A 17,887-nucleotide genomic window follows, 5' to 3' on the forward strand; every position below is an offset into this window, starting at 1 on the left:
ACGCGCGGGGTAGACTTTAGGGCATGGAGCTTGTGGCCACGCAGGACGGCTTCGTAGGGGAGATGGCCCGGGGCTTCACCTTCCAGGCCCTGGGGGAGGTGGCGGCGGGCTTCGGGAAGCGCCTCCAGGCGGAGGGGATCCCTCGGGTGGTGGTGGGGCACGACGCCCGCTTCCTTGCCCGGGAGATGGCGGAGCACGCCGCCGGGGTGCTCGGGGGGCTCGGCCTCGAGGTCCACCTCCTCCAGGGCCCCGCCCCCCTGCCCCTCTTCGGCTTCGCCCTCCGGGCGAAGGAGGCCGCAGGGCTCTACCTCACGGGAAGCCGCAGGCCCTTCGCCTTCCAAGGGGTGAAGCTCCGCCTGGGCCCGGGGAGGCCCCTCCCCGGGAAGGAGGTGGCCCCCGCACCCCCCCCTCCCCCGGGACCCTTCGCCCCGCTGGAGGCGCGCCGGGACTACCTGGACCACCTCCGGAAGAGCGCCCAGGGCCTCGCCCTCAAGCGGGGCGTGGTCTACCTGGACGCCATGGGCGGGGCGGGCGGCGGGATCCTGGGCCAGGTTCTGAAGCGCCTCGAGGCCCCCGTGGAGCTCAGGGAGCTCCACCCCCTTCCCCACCCCCTCTTCTACGGGGTGGCCCCGGACCCGAGGCCGGAGCACCTCAGGACCCTCCGCCTCCTTCTCCGCGAGGCCAAGCCCCCCGCCTTGGGCCTCGCCCTGGACGGGGACGCCGACCGGCTCGGGGTCTACCTCCCCGGGGGGGAGGCCCTCCCTGGGGACCAGGCCCTGGCCCGCCTCCGGGAGGCGGCCCAGGGCCGGGAGGTGGAGGCCCTGGGGGAGGGGGCCTACCGCTTCCCCTGGCACCTGGAGGAGCCCGACCCCTTCCTCGCCGCCCTCCTCCTCATGGGGGTGCTCCTGTGAAGGCCCTCCTGCCCGGCCTTTACCTCCTTCCCGTCCCCATCCCCTACCCCCTGAAGACGGTCAACCTCTACCTCCTCCAGGGGGCGGGGGAGGTGGCCCTCGTGGACACCGCCCTCGGCACCCGGGCCGCCCGGGGGGCCTTGGAGCTCCATCTGGCGGAGCTCGGCCTCTGCTTCCAGGACGTGAAGACTATCCTCCTCACCCACCACCACCCCGACCACTACGGCCTCTCCGGCTTCTTTGAGGGCCTGGGGGCCAGGGTCTTCCTCCACGAGGAGGAGTTCGCCCGGGGCCATCGCTTCTGGCGGGAGCCCGAGGCCTTCGCCGAGGCCTCTTGGCGGCTCTTCCTGGACCACGGCACCCCGGAAGGCGCCCTCCAGGGCATCCGGGAGACGGTGGAGAAGACGAGGGAGCGGGTCCACCCGCCGCAAAACCCCCTCCCCCTGAGGGACGGGGAGGCGCTGGAGGTGGCGGGGAAGCGGCTTAGGGTCCTCTGGACCCCGGGGCACGCGGACGGGCACGCGGCCTTCTACCTGGAGGAGGAGGGGGTGCTCCTCGCAGGGGACGCCCTCCTGGAAAAGGTCTCCCCCAACGTGGGCCTCTGGGCCTACACCCGGGAAAACCCCCTCAAGGACTTCCTCCGCTCCCTGGACCGCCTGGCGGACCTGGGGGCCAGGGTGGCCTACGCCGGCCACTTCGGGCCCATCGCGGACGTGCGGCAAAGGGCGGAGGAGCTCAAGGCCCACCACCAGGCCCGCCTCGAGGCCCTCCTCGCCCTCCTGGACGGACCCAAAACCGCCTGGGAGCTCTCCCTCCACCTCTTTCCCCAGGAGCTGGACCCGGCGGGCCGGCGCTTCGCCTTCGCCGAGACCCTGGCCCACCTGGAGTACCTCCGGGAGGAGGGGGCGGTGGGGCGGGGGGGCCCGCCCTACCGGTACTTCCGGCGCTAAGGCCCCTAGCCCTGGCCGGGCTTGCCCCGGGGCGGAGTCCGGGGGTAAGCTTTGACCCGGTTCAAGGAGGTGCCATGAAGCCCTGGTACGCCCACTACGATCCCGGGGTCCCCAAGGAGGCCCCCGCGCCCCGGCTCCTTCCCGAGGCCCTGGCGGAGACGGCCCGCCGCTTCCCCAAGAAGGTGGCCCTGGAGTTCCTCGGGCGAAGGCTCACCTACGCGGCCCTCTGGCGCGAGGTGGAGGCCTTCGCCAAGGGCCTACAGGAGGCGGGGCTAAAGCCCGGGGACCGGGTGGCCCTCATGCTCCCCAACTCTCCCCAGTTCGTCATCGCCTTCTACGGCACCCTCCTCGCCGGGGGCGTGGGGGTGAACACCAACCCCATGTACACCCCACGGGAGCTTCACCACCAGCTCAGGGACGCCGGGGCCCGGTTCCTGGTGATCCTGGACCAGCTCCTCCCCCGCTACCTGGAGGTGAAGGGGGAGGTGCCCGTGGAGAAGGTGGTGCGCACGGGGATCCAGGACTACCTCCCCTTCCCCAAGAACCTCCTCTACCCCCTCCTTCTCAGGCGGAAAGGGGAAGCCCCCAAGGCCCTCGAGGGCCTCCCCTGGCGGGCCTTCCTCAGGCCCGGAACGCCCCGCCCCGTGCCCCTGGACCTGGACGACCTCGCCCTCCTCCAGTACACCGGGGGCACCACGGGCCTCGCCAAGGGGGCGATGCTCACCCACAGGAACCTCTCCGCCAACGCCCTCCAGGTGCGGGCCTGGATCCCCGACTTCAGGGAGGGGGAGGAGGTGGTCCTCGGGGCCATCCCCTTCTTCCACGTCTACGGGATGACCGTGGCCATGAACCTGGCCCTCCTGGGCGGGGCGAAGCTCGTCCTCCTCCCCAGGCCCGAGATCAAGGCCATCGTGGAGGCCATTGAAAAACACCAGGTCACCCTCTTCCCCGGCGTCCCCACCCTCTACGTGGCCTTCAACAACTTCCCCGGCATAGAAAGGCGGGACCTCAAGAGCGTCCGGGCCTGCATCTCCGGCTCGGCGCCCCTCCCTTTGGAGGTGGCCGAGCGCTTTGAGAGGCTCACCGGGGCCAAGCTGGTGGAGGGCTACGGCCTCACGGAGGCGAGCCCCGTGACCCACTGCAACCCCCTTTACGGCGAAAGGCGCCTGGGGAGCGTGGGCCTCCCCTTCCCCGGCGTGGACGCCAAGGTGGTGGACGAGGAAGGAAAGGAACTCCCCCCAGGCGAGGTGGGCGAACTCGCCGTCAAAGGCCCCAACGTCATGAAAGGCTACTGGAACCGCCCCGAAGAAACCCAAAAAACCCTCAAAGACGGCTGGCTCTTCACCGGCGACCTCGCCAAAATGGACGAAGACGGCTACTTCTACATCGTGGACCGCAAAAAAGACATGATCATCGCCGGCGGCTACAACATCTACCCCAGGGAGGTGGAAGAAGTCCTCTACCAGCACGAGGCCGTCCAGGAAGCCGCCGTGGTGGGCGTCCCAGACCCCTACCGCGGCGAAACCGTGGCCGCCTTCCTCGTCCTCAAACCCGAGTACCAAGGCAAGGTCTCGGAAAAGGACATAGAACGCTTCTGCCGCCAAAACCTCGCCGCCTACAAGGTCCCCCGCATCATCCAGTTCCGCGAAAGCCTCCCCAAGTCCAGCGTGGGGAAGATCCTCAAGCGGGAGCTGCAAAAGGAAGTGGCGGCGAAGCGGTAGAATGCCCCCATGGGCAAGGTCTACAAGAAGGTGGAGCTCGTGGGGACGAGCGAGGAGGGCCTCGAGGCCGCCATCCAGGCCGCCTTGGCGCGGGCGCGGAAGACCCTGCGCCACCTGGACTGGTTTGAGGTGAAGGAGATCCGGGGCACCATCGGCGAGGCGGGGGTGAAGGAGTACCAGGTGGTCCTGGAGGTGGGGTTCCGCTTGGAAGAGACTTAGCCAAAGAGAAGCAATAGACTTGACAACATTAGACTCACACCCCCACCCTGAAGGTGGGAGGTGAGGCCTATGAGCGCCACCGGGCTGGAGGTCTTTGACCGGACCCTCCACAAGACCCACGCCTGGCTCAAGGCGATCATGGAGGAGCTCGGCACCGAGGACCGCCACAAGGCCTACCTGGCCCTGAGGGCGGTGCTGCACGCCCTGCGCGACCGGCTCACCGTGGAGGAGGTGGCCCAGCTCGCCGCCCAGCTCCCCATGCTGGTGCGGGGCCTCTACTACGAGGGCTGGGACCCCACGGGCAAACCCCTGAAGGAGCGGCACAAGGAGGCCTTCCTGGCCCACGTGGCCGAAGAGCTCAAAACCCCTTCCGGCCCCGCCGTGGACCCGGAGGCCGCCACCCGGGCCGTCTTCAAGGTCCTTTCCCGGGAGATCTCCCAAGGGGAGCTGGAGGACGTTCTAGGCCTCCTGCCCAAGGAGCTGCGGGCCCTCTGGCCCCAAGGCTAAGCGCCCACCCTTTAAGCCCTCCGAGAGCCCGCGCCTAAAATCCCCTCTTTGGGGCCCCCACCGTGGCGAAAGCCACGGTGGGGTCCTTAGTCCAGGACGAAGCGGTCCTCCGTCTCGTGCAGGCGCACCCGGTGGACGATGCGCTGGTCCTGGCCCCCTTCCCCATCCGTCATGGCCACCACGGTGACGTAAGGCCTCAGGGGGCTTTTCAGCACCTTCTTGGTGAGGGTCTCCTCCACCTGGAAAATCCCGGCGGAGTTGTTCATGGTCACCTGGATCTCCACCGGCACCTTCTCCCCCTTGAGGATCCGCACCTCGTCCACGGCCAAGGCGCTGATGGAGTGGATGTCTATGCTCCCAAGCTGGAAGGCCTTCCTGCCCCGGCCCTTGGTGATGTCGGTCCCGTCCGCCACGGCCGTGATCCCCGCCTCAATGGTGAGGGGCTCCGGGGAGAGGTCGTGGCTGTAGATGCCGTGGAGGATCAGGGCCCGGATGGCGGTGCGCTGCTCGGGATCGGGGTAGAGCTTGTCCAGGATGCGGTTCAGGATGGGAAGGGCGAGGACCACCCCGAAGGCCTCGTGCCCGAAGCGGTGGACCTGGTTGCCCAGGTCGTGGAGCATGGTGGAGAGGAGCACGACCACGTAGGCGTCCTCCAGCTCCCCGGCCCCCGACTCCACCGTGTCCAGCCGGACCCCCGCCTCCGAGAGGAGGGCGAGGATGGCCACGCTGGCCGCCCCGGTGAGGAGGGCGTGAACCCGGCCGTGGTCGTTGTACCCCAGCTTGCGCATGGTGAGGTAGTTGGCCATGTTCCACCCGGAGCGGGCCTCGGGGTCCTGGACGAGCATCTCGTAGGCCCTGAGGGCCTTGGGAAAGTCCTTGAGCCGCTCCCGGATGGCCTGGTCGGCCTCCGAGTAAAGCTTGGCCTTGGGGCTCGCTACGTGGAACACGCGTTCCTGCATCCTCCGCCCACCTTACCCCATCCGGGAGGAAAGGGCTTCGGCCCTACTCGCCCTTGAAGCTCGGGGGGCGTTTCTCCAGGAAGGCCCGCACCCCCTCCTTCATGTCCTCGGTGGCGGCGGCGTAGCCGAAGAGGTCGGCCTCGATTTCCAGGGCCTCGGCCAGGTCCAGGCCCTCGCCCCGGACCACGCTCTCCTTGGCCAGGGCCAAGGCGATGGGGGCGTTCTTCAAGATCTTTTGGGCGAGCTTCTTGGCCTCCTCCAGGGCGTCCTCCGCCACCCGGTTCACGAGCCCGAGGAAAAGGGCCTCCTCCGCGTCCACGTGCCGCCCGGTGAAGATGAGGTCCAAGGCCCTCCCCCGGCCGATGAGGCGGGGCAGGCGCTGGGTGCCTCCGAAGCCGGGGATGAGGCCGAGGCCCACCTCGGGGAGGCCCAGCTTGGCGGTCTTGGCCGCCACCCGGAGGTCGCAGGCCAGGGCGAGCTCCAGGCCCCCGCCCAGGGCGTAGCCGTTGATGGCGGCGATGGTGGGGACGGGGAGGGCGGCGATCTCGGCGAAGACCCGCTGGCCGAAGAGGGCGTACTCCCGGCCCATGAAGGGGTCCTTGATGGCCGCGATCTCCTTCAGGTCGGCCCCTGCGGCGAAGGCCTTCCCTTCCCCGGTGAAGATGACCGCCCGGACCTCGGGGTCCTGCTGGACCAGCTCGGGGATCTCGGCGAGCTCCTCCAGGAGGCTCTGGGAGAGGGCGTTTAGGGCCTCGGGCCGCTTCAGGGTCACGAGGGCGATGCCCTCCTCCACCTCGTAGCTGAGGTGCTCAAACTCCGGGATCTCCAGGACGAACTCGTGTTCGTGCTCGTGCTCCATAGTTCAAACCTCCAGGACGGCCTCGAGGGCCACCTCCACCATACGCCGAACGCCCTCTTGGAGCACCTCAGGGGGAGCGAGCTCCGGATCGCCGATGCGGTTGGAGACGGCCAGGATGGCCCCCGTCCGCACCCCCCGCATCCTTCCGAGGAGGAAGAGGGCGCTGGCCTCCATCTCAAAGGCGAGGACGCCGTAGCGGGCCCAGGCCCGGGCCTCCTCGGGGGTGGTGGCGTAGAAGGCGTCCTCGCTGGCCACGAGCCCCACCCGGTGGGGGTAGCCCAAGGCCTCCGCCCGGCGCCAGAGGGCCCGGAAGACCTCGGGGTCGGGCACCGGGGCGTAGGGGCGCCCCTCCAGGTACTGCCGGGTGGTGCCGTCCAAGGGCACGGCCCCCTGGGCCACGATGAGCTCCCCCGGGGCGAGGTCCGAAGAAGCGGCCCCCGCCGTCCCCACCCGGACGAGGACCCGGGCGCCAAGCCGGACCAGCTCCTCCACCACGATGGCCGCCGAGGGGGTGCCCATCCCCGTGGTCTGGACGGAGACGGGCACGCCCTTGTAAAGGCCCGTGTACCCCCAAAGCCCCCGGTGGTCGTTGTACCGCCTGGGGTTTTGCAAAAAGGTCTTGGCGATCCACTCGGCCCGGCCCGGATCCCCGGGAAGAAGGACGCGCTCCGCCACGTCCCCGGGGTGGGCGCGCACGTGGATGGGGCTCATACCGCCAACATACTACAGCCTGAGGGCGGGAAGGCCCTCCACCAGGGCCTCGTCGTGGGTGGCGAGGAGGAGGGCCGCCCCCTCCTCCCGGGCCAGGGCCCGGAGGAGGGCCAACACCTCCCGGGCCTGGCGGCGGTCCAGGCTCGCCGTGGGCTCGTCGGCGAGGAGGAGCCGGGGCCTCAGGTAGAGGGCCCGGGCCACGGCCACCCGCTGCCTCTCCCCCCCGGAGAGGCGCTGGGGCAGGAGGTGGGCCTTCTCCTTGAGGCCGAGGGCCTCCAGGAGGGCCCACGCCCGCCCCCGGTCCACCCGGCCCGCCAGGTACCCGGGGACGAGGACGTTCTCCAAGGCGGTGAGCTCGGGGAGGAGGAAGTGGTGCTGGAAGACGAGGCCCAGAAAGGAAAGCCGCCTCCGGGCGAGGCGCGCCTCGGGGACCCCCCGGATCGCCTCCCCCTCCCAGTAGACCTCCCCCTCCTGGAAGGGGAGGAGGCCCGCCACCAGGTGGAGGAGGGTGGTCTTGCCGCTCCCCGAAGGCCCGAGAAGGGCGAGGGCCTCCCCCGGGCCCAGGGCGAAGGAGAGGCCGCGGAAAAGGAGGCCGTTGCCGTAGCTGTAGCCGAGGCCTCGAGCCTCGAGGACCGGGCGCACCCTCTCATCCTCTAGGCAAAAGATGAAGTTTCCGTTAGACTCTTGGCGGTGAAGGGAAGCCCCCTGTTCCACGGCCTGGCCCCGGAGGAGGTGGACCTGGCCCTGAGCTACTTCCAGCGGCGCCTTTACCCTCAGGGGAAGCCCATCTTTTACCAGGGGGACCTGGGGCAGGCCCTCTACCTGGTGGCCTCGGGGAAGGTCCGCCTCTTCCGCACCCACCTCGGGGGCCAGGAAAGGACCCTGGCCCTCCTTGGGCCGGGGGAGCTTTTCGGGGAGATGAGCCTCCTGGACGAGGGGGAGAGGAGCGCCAGCGCCGTGGCCGTGGAGGACACCGAGCTCCTCGCCCTCTTCCGCGAGGACTACCTGGCCCTGATCCGGCGCCTCCCCCTGGTGGCCCACAACCTGGCCGCCCTCCTCGCCCGGCGCCTCCGGGAGGCCGACTTGGAGCTTGACCTCCTCTCCTTTGAGGAGGCCCGGAACCGGGTGGCCTACGCCCTCCTCAAGCTCCTCCGCCAGGGGCTCGGCCCCCTCTTCCAGATCCGCCACCACGAGCTCGCCGCCCTGGCGGGGACCAGCCGGGAAACCGTCTCCCGGGTCCTCCACGCCCTGGCCGAGGAGGGGGTGGTCAGGCTCGGCCCCGGGACGGTGGAGGTGCGGGAAGCGGCGCTTCTTGAGGAGATCGCCTTCGGGCTTGCCTAGGAGGAAGCGGTGCGCCTGCGCGTGGACGTGATCCCAGGGGAACACCTCGCCTACCCGGACGTGGTGCTGGTGGTGGACGTGATCCGGGCCACCACCACGGCGGCGGCCTTCCTGGAGGCGGGGGCCGAGGCCCTGTACTGGACGCCAAGCCTGGAGAGCGCCCTCGCCTTCAAGGACGAGGACGTGGTCCTGGCCGGGGAAACGGGGGGGCTGAAGCCGCCCCGGTTTGACCTGGGCAACAGCCCCCGGGAAGCCCTCTCGGCCCAGGTGGCGGGACGGGTGGTGGTCATGAGCACCACCAACGGCACCAAGGCGGCCCACGCCGCCGCCCGCACGGCCAAGCACGTCCTCCTGGCCTCCCTCTACAACGCCCACGCGGCGGCCCGCCTGGCGAGGGAGCTTGCCACGGAGGAGGTGGCCATCCTCTGCGCCGGAAAGGAAGGGCGGGCGGGCCTGGACGACCTCTACACCGCCGGGGTCCTGGCCGAGTACCTGGGGTTCCTGGGGGAGGTGGAGCCGGAGGACGGCGCCCGGGTCGCCCTCGCGGTGAAGCGGGCCTACCCCGACCCCCTGGAGGCCCTCTCCCTCTCCGCCGCCGCCCTGGCCCTCAAGCAGGTGGGCCTCGAGGCCGACGTCCCCTTCTGCGCCCAGGTGGCCAAAAGCGCCGCCGTCCCCGTCCTCCGGGGCCGGGTGGGCGAGGCCCTCATCTTCAAGCGGGCCTGAGCCTCCAGGCTCCACAAAAGCTGCCCACGGGGGGAAGCCCTTTTGGTGGGCTTAGCGGGCGGCGAGGCGGGCGTGGAAGCCCAGGCCGAGGAGGATGGGGTCCAGTTCCGGCGCCAAGGCCACGGGGAGAGGCAGGGGGAGGTCGGCGAGGGCCAGGGCCTCGGGCTCGGGGGAGAGGACGAAGAGGGGCACTCCCCTGGCCTTGAGGCCCTCCAGGGCGGGGATGAGGCCGGCCAAGACCCCGTCCCGCCCCACCAGGACCAGGAGGGGGAGGCCGGCGGGGAAAAGCTCCTCGAGGGCGGCCACCCCCTCGGCGCGGAGGCCCGCCTCCTTGAGGCGCAAGGCGGCCTCCAGGGCCACGGGATAGGCGAAGCCCGGCCCCAGGACGAAGAGGCCCTCCCCCACCTCCAGGCCCTCCTCCCCCTCCAGGGCCCGCGCCATGGCCTCCGGCAGGGCAGGAAGGGCCTCCCGCAGGCGGGGCTCCTCCAGGAGGTGGGCGGCAAGCTGGGCCGTGGCCGCAAGCCCGGCGAGGAAGCCCGCGCCCTCCGCCCCGCCCAGGTGGAGGGGGAGGACCGCCTCGGCCGCCCCGGCCAAGGGGCTCTCCTCCCGGCCCACGAAGGCCAGGGTCAGGGCGCCCTCCCCCCGGTAGGCCCGCACCAGTTCCTCCGCGCCCGCCCCCTCCCCAGCGAGGTCGTAGGCGAGGAGGAGGCTCGGAAAAGGCGCCTTGGGCCTCGCCCCGTAGAGGGCAAAGAGGGGGAGGGCCAAGGGGAGGACGGGCCAGAGGAGGCGGGCCTCGAGGAGGTGCTTGGCGTAGAGGGCGGCGAGGCCTCCCCGCCCCCGGGCCGCGGCCAGGACGAGGGCCGGGTTCCTGCGGCGGAGGAAGCGGGCGAGGCTTCGCACCTCGGGCGCGTTCTCCTTGAGGAGGCGTTCCACCACCCCCGGGGCTTCCGCGGTCCAGGAGGCCATGGGGCCATGATAGCAAGGCCCACCCCCGCCCTAGGCCCTACCCCCATCCCCCGAGGGGGTGGTATACTTCCACGGATGGACCGCATCGTCATCCGGGGCGCTCGGGAGCACAACCTGAAGAACATCAGCCTGGAGCTTCCCCGGGGCAAGTTCATCGTCATCACCGGGGTTTCCGGCTCGGGGAAAAGCACCTTGGCCTTTGACACCATCTACGCCGAGGGGCAGAGGCGCTACGTGGAAAGCCTCTCCAGCTACGCCCGGCAGTTTCTGGGCGTGATGGACAAGCCCGAGGTGGAGAGCATTGAGGGGCTTTCCCCGGCCATCTCCATTGACCAGAAGACCACGAGCCACAACCCCCGCTCCACCGTGGGCACCGTCACGGAGATCCACGACTACCTCCGCCTCCTCTTCGCCCGCGTGGGGCAGGCCTTCTGCCCCGAGTGCGGCCGTCCCATTGAGAAGCAGTCGGCGAGCGAGATCACCGACCGCCTCCTCAAGCGCCCCCCCGGCACCCGGGCCATCCTCATGGCCCCCCTGGTGCGGGGAAGGAAGGGGGAGTACAGGAAGCTCTTCCAGCAGCTCCTGAAGGAAGGCTACGCCCGGGTGCGGGTGGACGGGGTCATCTACCTCCTGGAGGAGGCCCAAGGCCTCAGCCTGGAGAAGTACGAGAAGCACGACATTGACCTGGTGATTGACCGGGTGGTCCTGAAGGAGGAGGAGCGCCCCCGCATCGCCGAGGCGGTGGAGCTCGCCCTGCTTCGGGGGGAAGGCCTTCTTCGGGTCCTCTACCCGGACACCGGGGAAGAGGAGCTCTTCTCGGAGAAGTTCGCCTGCCCCGAGCACGGCTCGGTCCTGGAGGAGCTGGAGCCCCGCATCTTCTCCTTCAACAGCCCCTACGGGGCCTGCCCCGCCTGCTCCGGCCTCGGCTACCGCCAGGAGTTTGACCCCGAGCTCGTGGTGAACCCCGAGCTCTCCCTGGCCGAGGGGGCCATCCTCCCCTGGTCCCGGGGGCGGGACACGGGGAGGAGCTACCTCTGGGACCGCCTTAGGGCCTTGGCCGAGCACCTGGGCTTTGACCTCAAGACCCCCTTCAAGGACCTGCCGGAGGAGGCGAAGCGCGCCGTCCTCTACGGCCTTCCCGAGCCCTTTGAGGTGGTCTTCCGCCGGGGCGGCAAGGAAACCTTCCGGGTGGAGGTGCGGTACGAGGGGGTGATCCCCTGGCTGGAGAAGCGCTACCAGGAGTCCGACTCCGAGGGGGTGCGGGAGGCCCTGGAGGGCTTCATGTCCTTAAGGCCCTGCCCCGCCTGCGGGGGCACCCGGTACAAGCGGGAGGTCCTCTCGGTGAAGGTGGCGGGGAGGAACATCGCCGAGGTCTCCGCCCTCCCCGTGCGGGAGGCCCTGGCGTTCTTCCAGGGCCTGGAGAAGACCCTTCCCCCCTTCCAGGCCCAGATCGCCCGGCCCATCCTCAGGGAGATCGTGGAGCGGCTCGGCTTCCTGGTGGACGTGGGCCTGGACTACCTCACCCTGGACCGGGCGGCCAACACCCTCTCCGGAGGCGAGGCCCAGAGGATCCGGCTCGCGACCCAGGTGGGCTCGGGCCTCACCGGGGTCCTCTACGTGCTGGACGAGCCCAGCATCGGCCTCCACCCCCGGGACAACCAGCGCCTCATCCGCACCCTCAAAAGGCTCCGCGACCTGGGCAACACCCTCATCGTGGTGGAACACGACGAGGAGACCATGCGGGCCGCCGACTGGATCGTGGACATGGGTCCGGGGGCGGGGATCCACGGGGGGGAGGTGGTGGCCCAGGGCACCCTGGAGGACATCCTCAAAAGCCCGCAAAGCCTCACCGGGGCCTACCTCAGGGGGGAAAAGAGGATCCCCGTGCCCAAGGAGCGCCGCAAGGGGAACGGCAAGTGGCTCGTCCTCAAGGGGGCGCGGGCGCACAACCTGAAGAACGTCACCTTGAGGATCCCCCTGGGCCGCTTCGTGGCCATCACCGGCCCCTCGGGCTCGGGGAAGAGCACCCTGGTCCACGACGTCCTCTACGCCGCCCTGGCCCAAAGGCTCATGCGGGCCAAGACGACCCCCGGGCCCTACGAGGCCCTGGAGGGGGTGGAGCACCTGGACAAGGTCATTGAGATTGACCAGTCCCCCATCGGCCGCACCCCCCGGTCCAACCCCGCCACCTACACCGGGGTCTTTGACGAGATCCGCGACCTCTTCGCCAAGACCCCGGAGGCCAGGAAGCGGGGGTACGGCCCAGGCCGCTTCTCCTTCAACGTCAAGGGCGGGCGGTGCGAGGCCTGCGGCGGGGACGGGACGGTGAAGATTGAGATGCTCTTCCTCCCCGACCTCTACGTCCCCTGCGAGGTCTGCAAGGGCAAGCGCTACAACAAGGAGACCCTGGAGGTCAAGCTCAGGGGGAAGAGCATCGCCGACGTTCTGGACATGACGGTGGAGGAGGCCCTGGACTTCTTCCAGAACGTCCCCTCCATCGCCCGGAAGCTCCAGCTCATGGTGGACGTGGGCCTGGGGTACATGAAGCTGGGCCAGCCCTCCCCCACCCTCTCCGGGGGGGAGGCCCAGAGGATCAAGCTCGCCACGGAGCTCGGCCGCAAGGCCACGGGCCGCACCCTCTACATCCTGGACGAGCCCACCACGGGCCTGCACTTTGACGACGTGGCGAAGCTCCTCTCGGTCCTCCACCGGTTGGTGGACGCGGGCAACACCGTGGTGGTCATTGAGCACAACCTGGACGTGGTGAAGACCGCGGACTGGGTGATTGACCTGGGCCCCGAGGGCGGGGACCGGGGCGGGGAGATCGTGGCCGAGGGCACCCCCGAGGAGGTGGCCCTCACGGGGAGCCCCACGGGGGCCTTCCTCGCCCGGATCCCCGAGATCGCCGCCCGGATCGGGGTGGCGGCGGACTAAACCCCACGCGGGCTCGCGCCCGCGTGGGGGCCCCGGGTGCCCGCGCGTCAGAACCCGGGAAGGACCCTCTGGGCGAGGTAAAGGAGCCCCGCCAAGAGGGCGAGGCTCAGGCCCCAGAGGAGGAGGGCCGTCCTCGAGGCCCGGGCCGCCCGCTCCGCCTCCCAAAAGGTGCGGGGGCGGACCCGTTGCAGGAGGAAGGTGGCCACCCCCGCCAGGTTCACGCTGGCCACGTTCACCGCGAAGAGGAGTACGGCCCCAAAGGCCTTTTCCGGGTAGCCTGCCCCCGAAAGAAGCCCGGCGGCGGTCAAGGGGGGGAGGAGGGCCACGGCCACCATCACCCCCACCAACGCGGCCGGGGCCCCGGTGGTGAACCCCAAGGCCCCCGCCACCCCGGCGGCCAGGGCCACCGCCACGTCCTCGAGGCCCGGCCTCGTCCTCGGGGCAAGCTCAGGAGCAGAGGGGTCCACGGGGAGGAAAAACCCCAAGGCCAGGGAGAGCCCGCTCGCCAGGGCCACGCCCAAAAGCAAGGTCCTAAAGGCCTTGCGGAAGAGGTCCAGATCCCCTAGGGCGGAGCCCAGGGCCAAGGCCATGGCGGGCCCGAGCAGGGGAGCGATCACCATGGCCCCGATGACCAAGGCGGCGCTCCCCTTCACCAGGCCCACGGCCGCCACCAGGGTGGCCAGGGCCACCAGGGCGAGGTAGACGCCGCCCGCCTCGCTGGCCTCGGAAAGCTCCTGGTAAAGCTCCTCCCGGCCCACGCGCTCAGGCGAGGGCTTCTCCTCGGGGGGCTTGGCCTCCTCCGGGGGAGGCACCACCGCCTCCACGGGGAGGACGGCCAGGCGCAGCGCCTTCCCAAAGCGGTTCTGTAAGGCGTCGCTCACGGGCTCCACCTGGCCCGCCTCCAAGAAGACGTGGTAGAGGACCTCGCCCCCCTCCCGGCTCCTCCAGGCGGCCCAGGGCCCCGCCTCCGCCAGGAGGGCGGCCACCGCCTCCTCGTCCTTCTCGGGCACGGCGAAGAGGAGGACGCGGAGGGGCATCTCAGACGAGGGCCGCCTCGGGGCGGGGAAGGGGCGGGTTCAGGCCGGAAAGCCAGGCGGAGAAGGCCTCGAGGCCCCTCCGGTACATGGCCTGGCGCTTCTCCTTCTTGCCCATCCTCCCCTCCACCGGGGGCACCAGGCCCCAGTTGGCGTACATGGGCTGGAAGCCCTCCGGGTTCGCCGTGGCCAGGTAGCGCACAAGCCCCCCCAGCATACTCTCCTCCGGGGGCGCCACGGGGGGAAGCCCCAGGGCCTTCCGCGCGGCGTTGAGCCCGGCGAGGAAGCCCGTGGCGGCGCTCTCCAGGTACCCCTCCACCCCGGCCAACACCCCGGCGGCGTAAAGCCCCTCCGCCTCCCTGAACTCCAGGGTCTCGCCAAGGAGCCTCGGGGCGTTTAGGTAGGTGTTCCGGTGCATCACCCCGTAGCGGACGATCTCGGCGTTTTCCAGGCCGGGGATCATCTGGATGAGGCGCTTCTGCTCGGGCCACTTGAGCCCCGTCTGGAACCCCACCAGGCTCCACATCCGCCCCGCCTTGTCCTCCTGGCGGAGCTGGACCACGGCGAAGGGCTCCTTCCCCGTGCGGGGGTCCACGAGCCCCACGGGCTTCATGGGGCCAAAGAGCAGGGTCTGGTAGCCCCTCCGGGCGAGCTCCTCCACGGGGACGCAGGCCTCAAAGAACTCCAGCTTCTCCCAGTCGTGGGGGGTGTGGCGCTGGGCCTCGAGGAGGGCCTGGTGGAAGCGCCGGTACTCCTCCTCGGTCATGGGGCAGTTGAGGTAGTCGGCGCTCTGGCCGTAGCGGCCCGCGCGGAAGCACTTCGTGAGGTCAATGCTCTCGTAGAGGACGATGGGGCTTGCGGCGTCGTAGTAGGCGAGGAAGTGGTCGCCAAAGCGCCGCTTCAGGGCCTCGGCCAGGGCCTCGGAGGTCAAAGGCCCCGTGGCGAGCACGGTGATCCCAGGGGGGATCTCCCGCACCTCCTCCCGCACCACCTCGAGGAGGGGGTGGCCCGTGAGCCTTTCCGTGATGTAGCCGCTGAACTCCTCCCGGTCCACGGCCAAGGCCCCCCCGGCGGGCACTCGGGCGAGGTCCGCCGCCTCCATGACGAGGCTTCCCGCCCGGCGCATCTCCGCCTGGAGAAGCCCCTTGGCGTTGGTCTCCCCTTCCCCGCCCAGGGAGTTGGAGCAGACGATCTCGGCGAAGCGGTCCGTCCCGTGGGCCGGGGTCATCCGCTTGGGGCGCATCTCAAAAAGGCGCACGGGAACGCCCAGGCGCAAGAGGGTCCAGGCGGCCTCGCTCCCCGCGAGGCCCGCCCCCACCACGTTCACCCGTTCCATCCTTTAGATGGTAGCACCGGAAAGGCCTAGGGGAAAGTGGACTATAATGGCCTCCGTGGTGCGGCACCGGTTCCGGGTGGAGGAGGACTTCTACACCCAGGCCCATCCCGGCCCGGAGGACGTGCTCCTCCTGGTGGAGGTGAGCCTCTCCACCGAGGCCTGGGACCGGGAGAAGAAGCTTCCTCTCTACGCCCGGGCAGGCCTCCCCGAGGTCTGGCGCCTCACCCGGGAGGGCCTCGAGGTCCACCGGGACCCCGAGGGGGGCCGCTTCCTTGTGGCCAGAGGCGAAACGATCGCCCCCCTCCTCCTGCCCCAGGCGGAGTTCCCCTTCCAGCCCCCCCTATGAGCCTCGCCAAGCGCATCGTCCCCTGCCTGGACGTCCACGCGGGCCGCGTGGTCAAGGGGGTGAACTTCGTGAACCTAAGGGACGCCGGGGACCCCGTGGAGGCGGCCCGGGCCTACGACGAGGCGGGGGCCGACGAGCTCGTCTTCCTGGACATCTCCGCCACCCACGAGGAACGGGCCATCCTCCTGGACGTGGTGGCGAGGGTGGCGGAACGGGTCTTCATCCCCCTCACCGTGGGCGGGGGGGTGCGCTCCTTGGAGGACGCGAGGAAGCTCCTCCTTTCGGGGGCCGACAAGGTGAGCGTGAACTCCGCCGCGGTGAGGCGGCCCGAGCTCATCCGGGAGCTTGCCGATCACTTCGGCGCCCAGGCGGTGGTCCTGGCCATAGACGCCAGGTGGCGGGGGGACTTCCCCGAGGTCCACGTGGCGGGGGGGCGCGTGCCCACGGGCCTCCACGCCGTGGAGTGGGCGGTGAAGGGGGTGGAGCTTGGGGCCGGGGAGATCCTCCTCACCAGCATGGACCGGGACGGGACCAAGGAGGGGTACGACCTCAGGCTCACCCGCATGGTGGCCGAGGCGGTGGGGGTCCCGGTGATCGCCAGCGGCGGGGCCGGGCGGATGGAGCACTTCCTCGAGGCCTTCCAGGCCGGGGCCGAGGCCGCCTTGGCCGCAAGCGTCTTCCACTTTGGCGAGATCCCCATTCCCAAGCTTAAGCGCTACCTCGCGGAAAAAGGCGTCCACGTGCGGCTAGACTAGGGGCATGGACCTTTCCGCCGTCCGCTTTGACGAAAAGGGCCTCGTCCCCGTGGTGGTCCAAGACGCCCGCACCGGGGAGGTCCTCACCCTGGCCTACGCCAACCGGGAGGCTTTGGAGGAGACCCTAAGGACCCGGCGGAGCACCTTCTTTAGCCGAAGCCGCCAGGCGCTTTGGCGCAAGGGGGAGACCTCGGGGCACACCCAGGAGGTGGTGGAGGTTCTTTTGGACTGCGACGGGGACGCCGTGGTCTACCGGGTCCTCCCCCAAGGCCCCGCCTGCCACACGGGGGAGAGGACCTGCTTCCACCGGGCCCTCCTTGAAGGGGAGAAGGACCTCGGCTTCGTGGTGGGCCAGGTCTACGCCACCATCAAGGAGCGCCTAAGGACCCTCCCCGAGGGAAGCTACGTGGCCCGGATGCACCAAGCAGGCCTGGACCGGATCCTAAAGAAGATCGGGGAGGAAGCGGGGGAGGTGATCCTCGCCGCCAAGAACCAAAACCCCGAGGAGCTTCGCCACGAAGCGGCGGACCTCCTCTTCCACCTCCTCCTCACCCTGGCGGAGCTCGGCCTCACCCCCGAGGACCTGGCGAAGACCCTCTGGGAGCGGCACCGGCCGCGAAGCCCTTATGATGGAAGCCATGGAAATTGAACGCCGGCTGGTCCTCGAGGTCGTCCGGGTCACGGAGCAAGCGGCCCTGGCCGCGAGCCGCTTCGCGGGCAAGGGGGACAAGGAAGCGGTGGACGAAGCGGGCACCCAGGCCATGCGCCGGGTGCTGAACGAACTCCCCATAAGGGGCACCGTGGTCATCGGCGAGGGGGAGATGGACGAGGCCCCCATGCTCTACATCGGGGAGGTGCTGGGCCAGGGGGGGCTAGAGGTGGACATCGCCGTGGACCCCGTGGAGGGCACCACCACCGCCGCCAAGGGCCTGCCCAACGCCGTGACCGTGATCGCCCTAAGCGAAAAGGGCGGGCTCTTCCACGCCCCCGACATGTACATGGAAAAGCTCATCGTCCCCCCGCCCGCCGCCGGCCTCGTGGACCTCACCTGGCCCGTCTCCGCCAACCTCAAGGCCCTGGCCCTCGCCCTCCAGCGCTCCGTGGAGGACCTGGTGGTGGTGGTCCTGGACCGCCCCCGGCACGAAAGGCTCATCCGGGAGATCCGGGAAGCGGGGGCCCGGGTCAAGCTCATCTCCGACGGGGACGTGATCGCCGCCCTGGCCGCCGCCATCCGCGGCACCGGGGTCCACGCGGTGATGGGCATCGGCGGGGCCCCGGAAGGGGTTTTGGCCGCCGCCGCCTTAAAGTGCCTGGGCGGGGAGATCCAGGCCCGCTTCGTCCCGCAAAACGAGGAGGAAAGGGAGCGCCTAAAGGCCATGGGCGGGGACGAGCACCGCATCTACAAGACCGAGGACCTCGCCCCCGGGAAGGAGATCGTCTTCGCCGCCACCGGGATCACCGACGGGGACATCCTGGAGGGCGTGCGCTTCTTCGGGGGCGGGGCCAGGACCCACTCCATCGTCATGGGCCACGCCACACGGGTGGTGCGCTTCATAGACTCCATCCACCTCTTTGAGACGGGCGCCCGGGTCACCATCCGGGTCTAAACGGGGAG

The 17,887-nt window shown here is 70.3% G+C and carries 19 protein-coding genes; 12 read left to right on the plus strand and 7 right to left on the minus strand.

Going from position 1 to position 17,887, the window contains the following annotated elements:
• Positions 1-23 precede the first annotated feature (23 nt).
• From TTH_RS07230 to TTH_RS07250, 5 genes are all read left to right on the plus strand, one after another.
• Entirely contained in the window at positions 24-911 is an 888-nt protein-coding gene (locus tag TTH_RS07230; protein WP_011228676.1) for a phosphohexomutase domain-containing protein, read from the plus strand.
• Positions 908-1,861, plus strand: coding sequence for an MBL fold metallo-hydrolase (locus tag TTH_RS07235; protein ID WP_011173480.1), 954 nt, complete (start codon positions 908-910; stop codon positions 1,859-1,861). The genes TTH_RS07230 and TTH_RS07235 overlap by 4 nt, the downstream gene beginning before the upstream one ends.
• 74 nt (positions 1,862-1,935) lie before the next feature.
• Complete coding sequence (locus tag TTH_RS07240) at positions 1,936-3,582, plus strand: long-chain-fatty-acid--CoA ligase (protein ID WP_011228677.1); 1,647 nt, start codon at positions 1,936-1,938, stop codon at positions 3,580-3,582.
• Positions 3,583-3,591: 9 nt separating this feature from the next.
• On the plus strand, positions 3,592-3,801 hold the full coding sequence (locus TTH_RS07245) for a dodecin (protein WP_011173482.1): 210 nt from the start codon (positions 3,592-3,594) through the stop codon (positions 3,799-3,801).
• A 69-nt stretch (positions 3,802-3,870) separates the two neighbouring features.
• A complete protein-coding gene (locus tag TTH_RS07250; RefSeq protein WP_011228678.1) occupies positions 3,871-4,308 on the plus strand; it encodes a DUF2267 domain-containing protein in 438 nt (145 codons plus the stop codon).
• A gap of 86 nt (positions 4,309-4,394) precedes the next feature.
• On the opposite strand, the gene TTH_RS07255 is transcribed toward TTH_RS07250, so the two are convergent.
• The 4 genes from TTH_RS07255 to TTH_RS07270 are packed head-to-tail and all read right to left on the minus strand — an operon-like array spanning position 4,395 to position 7,479.
• Positions 4,395-5,267 (minus strand): phosphohydrolase, encoded by an 873-nt coding sequence (locus tag TTH_RS07255; protein WP_011173484.1) that lies wholly within the window; start codon positions 5,265-5,267, stop codon positions 4,395-4,397.
• Positions 5,268-5,310: 43 nt separating this feature from the next.
• Positions 5,311-6,126, minus strand: a complete 816-nt coding sequence (locus tag TTH_RS07260) for an enoyl-CoA hydratase/isomerase family protein (RefSeq protein ID WP_011228679.1) — start codon at positions 6,124-6,126, stop codon at positions 5,311-5,313.
• Between the two features lie 3 nt (positions 6,127-6,129).
• On the minus strand, positions 6,130-6,837 hold the full coding sequence (locus TTH_RS07265; RefSeq protein ID WP_011173486.1) for a phosphorylase family protein: 708 nt from the start codon (positions 6,835-6,837) through the stop codon (positions 6,130-6,132).
• 12 nt (positions 6,838-6,849) lie between these two features.
• The gene (locus tag TTH_RS07270; protein WP_011228680.1) at positions 6,850-7,479 is read right to left on the minus strand and encodes an ABC transporter ATP-binding protein; all 630 of its coding nucleotides are present in this window, start codon (positions 7,477-7,479) and stop codon (positions 6,850-6,852) included.
• Between the two features lie 48 nt (positions 7,480-7,527).
• Here TTH_RS07270 and TTH_RS07275 point away from each other — a divergent pair, with 48 nt between their 5' ends.
• Together TTH_RS07275 and TTH_RS07280 are read left to right on the plus strand one after the other, a co-directional pair.
• Positions 7,528-8,178, plus strand: a complete 651-nt coding sequence (locus tag TTH_RS07275; protein ID WP_011228681.1) for a Crp/Fnr family transcriptional regulator — start codon at positions 7,528-7,530, stop codon at positions 8,176-8,178.
• Between the two features lie 9 nt (positions 8,179-8,187).
• Complete coding sequence (locus TTH_RS07280) at positions 8,188-8,901, plus strand: 2-phosphosulfolactate phosphatase (RefSeq protein ID WP_008632942.1); 714 nt, start codon at positions 8,188-8,190, stop codon at positions 8,899-8,901.
• Positions 8,902-8,952: 51 nt separating this feature from the next.
• Here TTH_RS07280 and TTH_RS07285 read toward each other — a convergent pair whose 3' ends face one another.
• Positions 8,953-9,867, minus strand: coding sequence for an SIS domain-containing protein (locus tag TTH_RS07285; protein ID WP_011228682.1), 915 nt, complete (start codon positions 9,865-9,867; stop codon positions 8,953-8,955).
• A 75-nt stretch (positions 9,868-9,942) separates the two neighbouring features.
• On the opposite strand from TTH_RS07285, the gene uvrA reads away from it, so the two are divergent.
• The gene (gene uvrA, locus TTH_RS07290; RefSeq protein WP_011228683.1) at positions 9,943-12,801 is read left to right on the plus strand and encodes an excinuclease ABC subunit UvrA; all 2,859 of its coding nucleotides are present in this window, start codon (positions 9,943-9,945) and stop codon (positions 12,799-12,801) included.
• A gap of 47 nt (positions 12,802-12,848) precedes the next feature.
• Here uvrA and TTH_RS07295 read toward each other — a convergent pair whose 3' ends face one another.
• Together TTH_RS07295 and trmFO are read right to left on the minus strand one after the other, a co-directional pair.
• Complete coding sequence (locus tag TTH_RS07295; protein WP_011228684.1) at positions 12,849-13,838, minus strand: TIGR00341 family protein; 990 nt, start codon at positions 13,836-13,838, stop codon at positions 12,849-12,851.
• Between the two features lies 1 nt (position 13,839).
• The gene (gene trmFO / locus TTH_RS07300) at positions 13,840-15,171 is read right to left on the minus strand and encodes a methylenetetrahydrofolate--tRNA-(uracil(54)-C(5))-methyltransferase (FADH(2)-oxidizing) TrmFO (protein WP_011228685.1); all 1,332 of its coding nucleotides are present in this window, start codon (positions 15,169-15,171) and stop codon (positions 13,840-13,842) included.
• Positions 15,172-15,217: 46 nt separating this feature from the next.
• Between trmFO and TTH_RS07305 the strand changes: the two genes are divergently transcribed.
• From TTH_RS07305 to glpX, 4 genes are read left to right on the plus strand one after another with little or no spacing between them, the layout of a single operon-like run.
• Entirely contained in the window at positions 15,218-15,517 is a 300-nt protein-coding gene (locus tag TTH_RS07305) for a Uma2 family endonuclease (protein ID WP_011173494.1), read from the plus strand.
• Positions 15,514-16,272, plus strand: a complete 759-nt coding sequence (hisF, locus tag TTH_RS07310) for an imidazole glycerol phosphate synthase subunit HisF (RefSeq protein WP_011228686.1) — start codon at positions 15,514-15,516, stop codon at positions 16,270-16,272. The genes TTH_RS07305 and hisF overlap by 4 nt, the downstream gene beginning before the upstream one ends.
• A 4-nt stretch (positions 16,273-16,276) precedes the next feature.
• Entirely contained in the window at positions 16,277-16,921 is a 645-nt protein-coding gene (gene hisIE / locus TTH_RS07315) for a bifunctional phosphoribosyl-AMP cyclohydrolase/phosphoribosyl-ATP diphosphatase HisIE (protein ID WP_011228687.1), read from the plus strand.
• Positions 16,911-17,879: a class II fructose-bisphosphatase gene (glpX, locus tag TTH_RS07320; protein ID WP_008632957.1), complete on the plus strand. Its 969-nt coding sequence runs from the start codon at positions 16,911-16,913 to the stop codon at positions 17,877-17,879. The genes hisIE and glpX overlap by 11 nt, the downstream gene beginning before the upstream one ends.
• Positions 17,880-17,887 lie beyond the last annotated feature (8 nt).

Origin of the sequence: Thermus thermophilus HB8 (assembly GCF_000091545.1) — a bacterium.
Lineage (GTDB): Bacteria > Deinococcota > Deinococci > Deinococcales > Thermaceae > Thermus > Thermus thermophilus.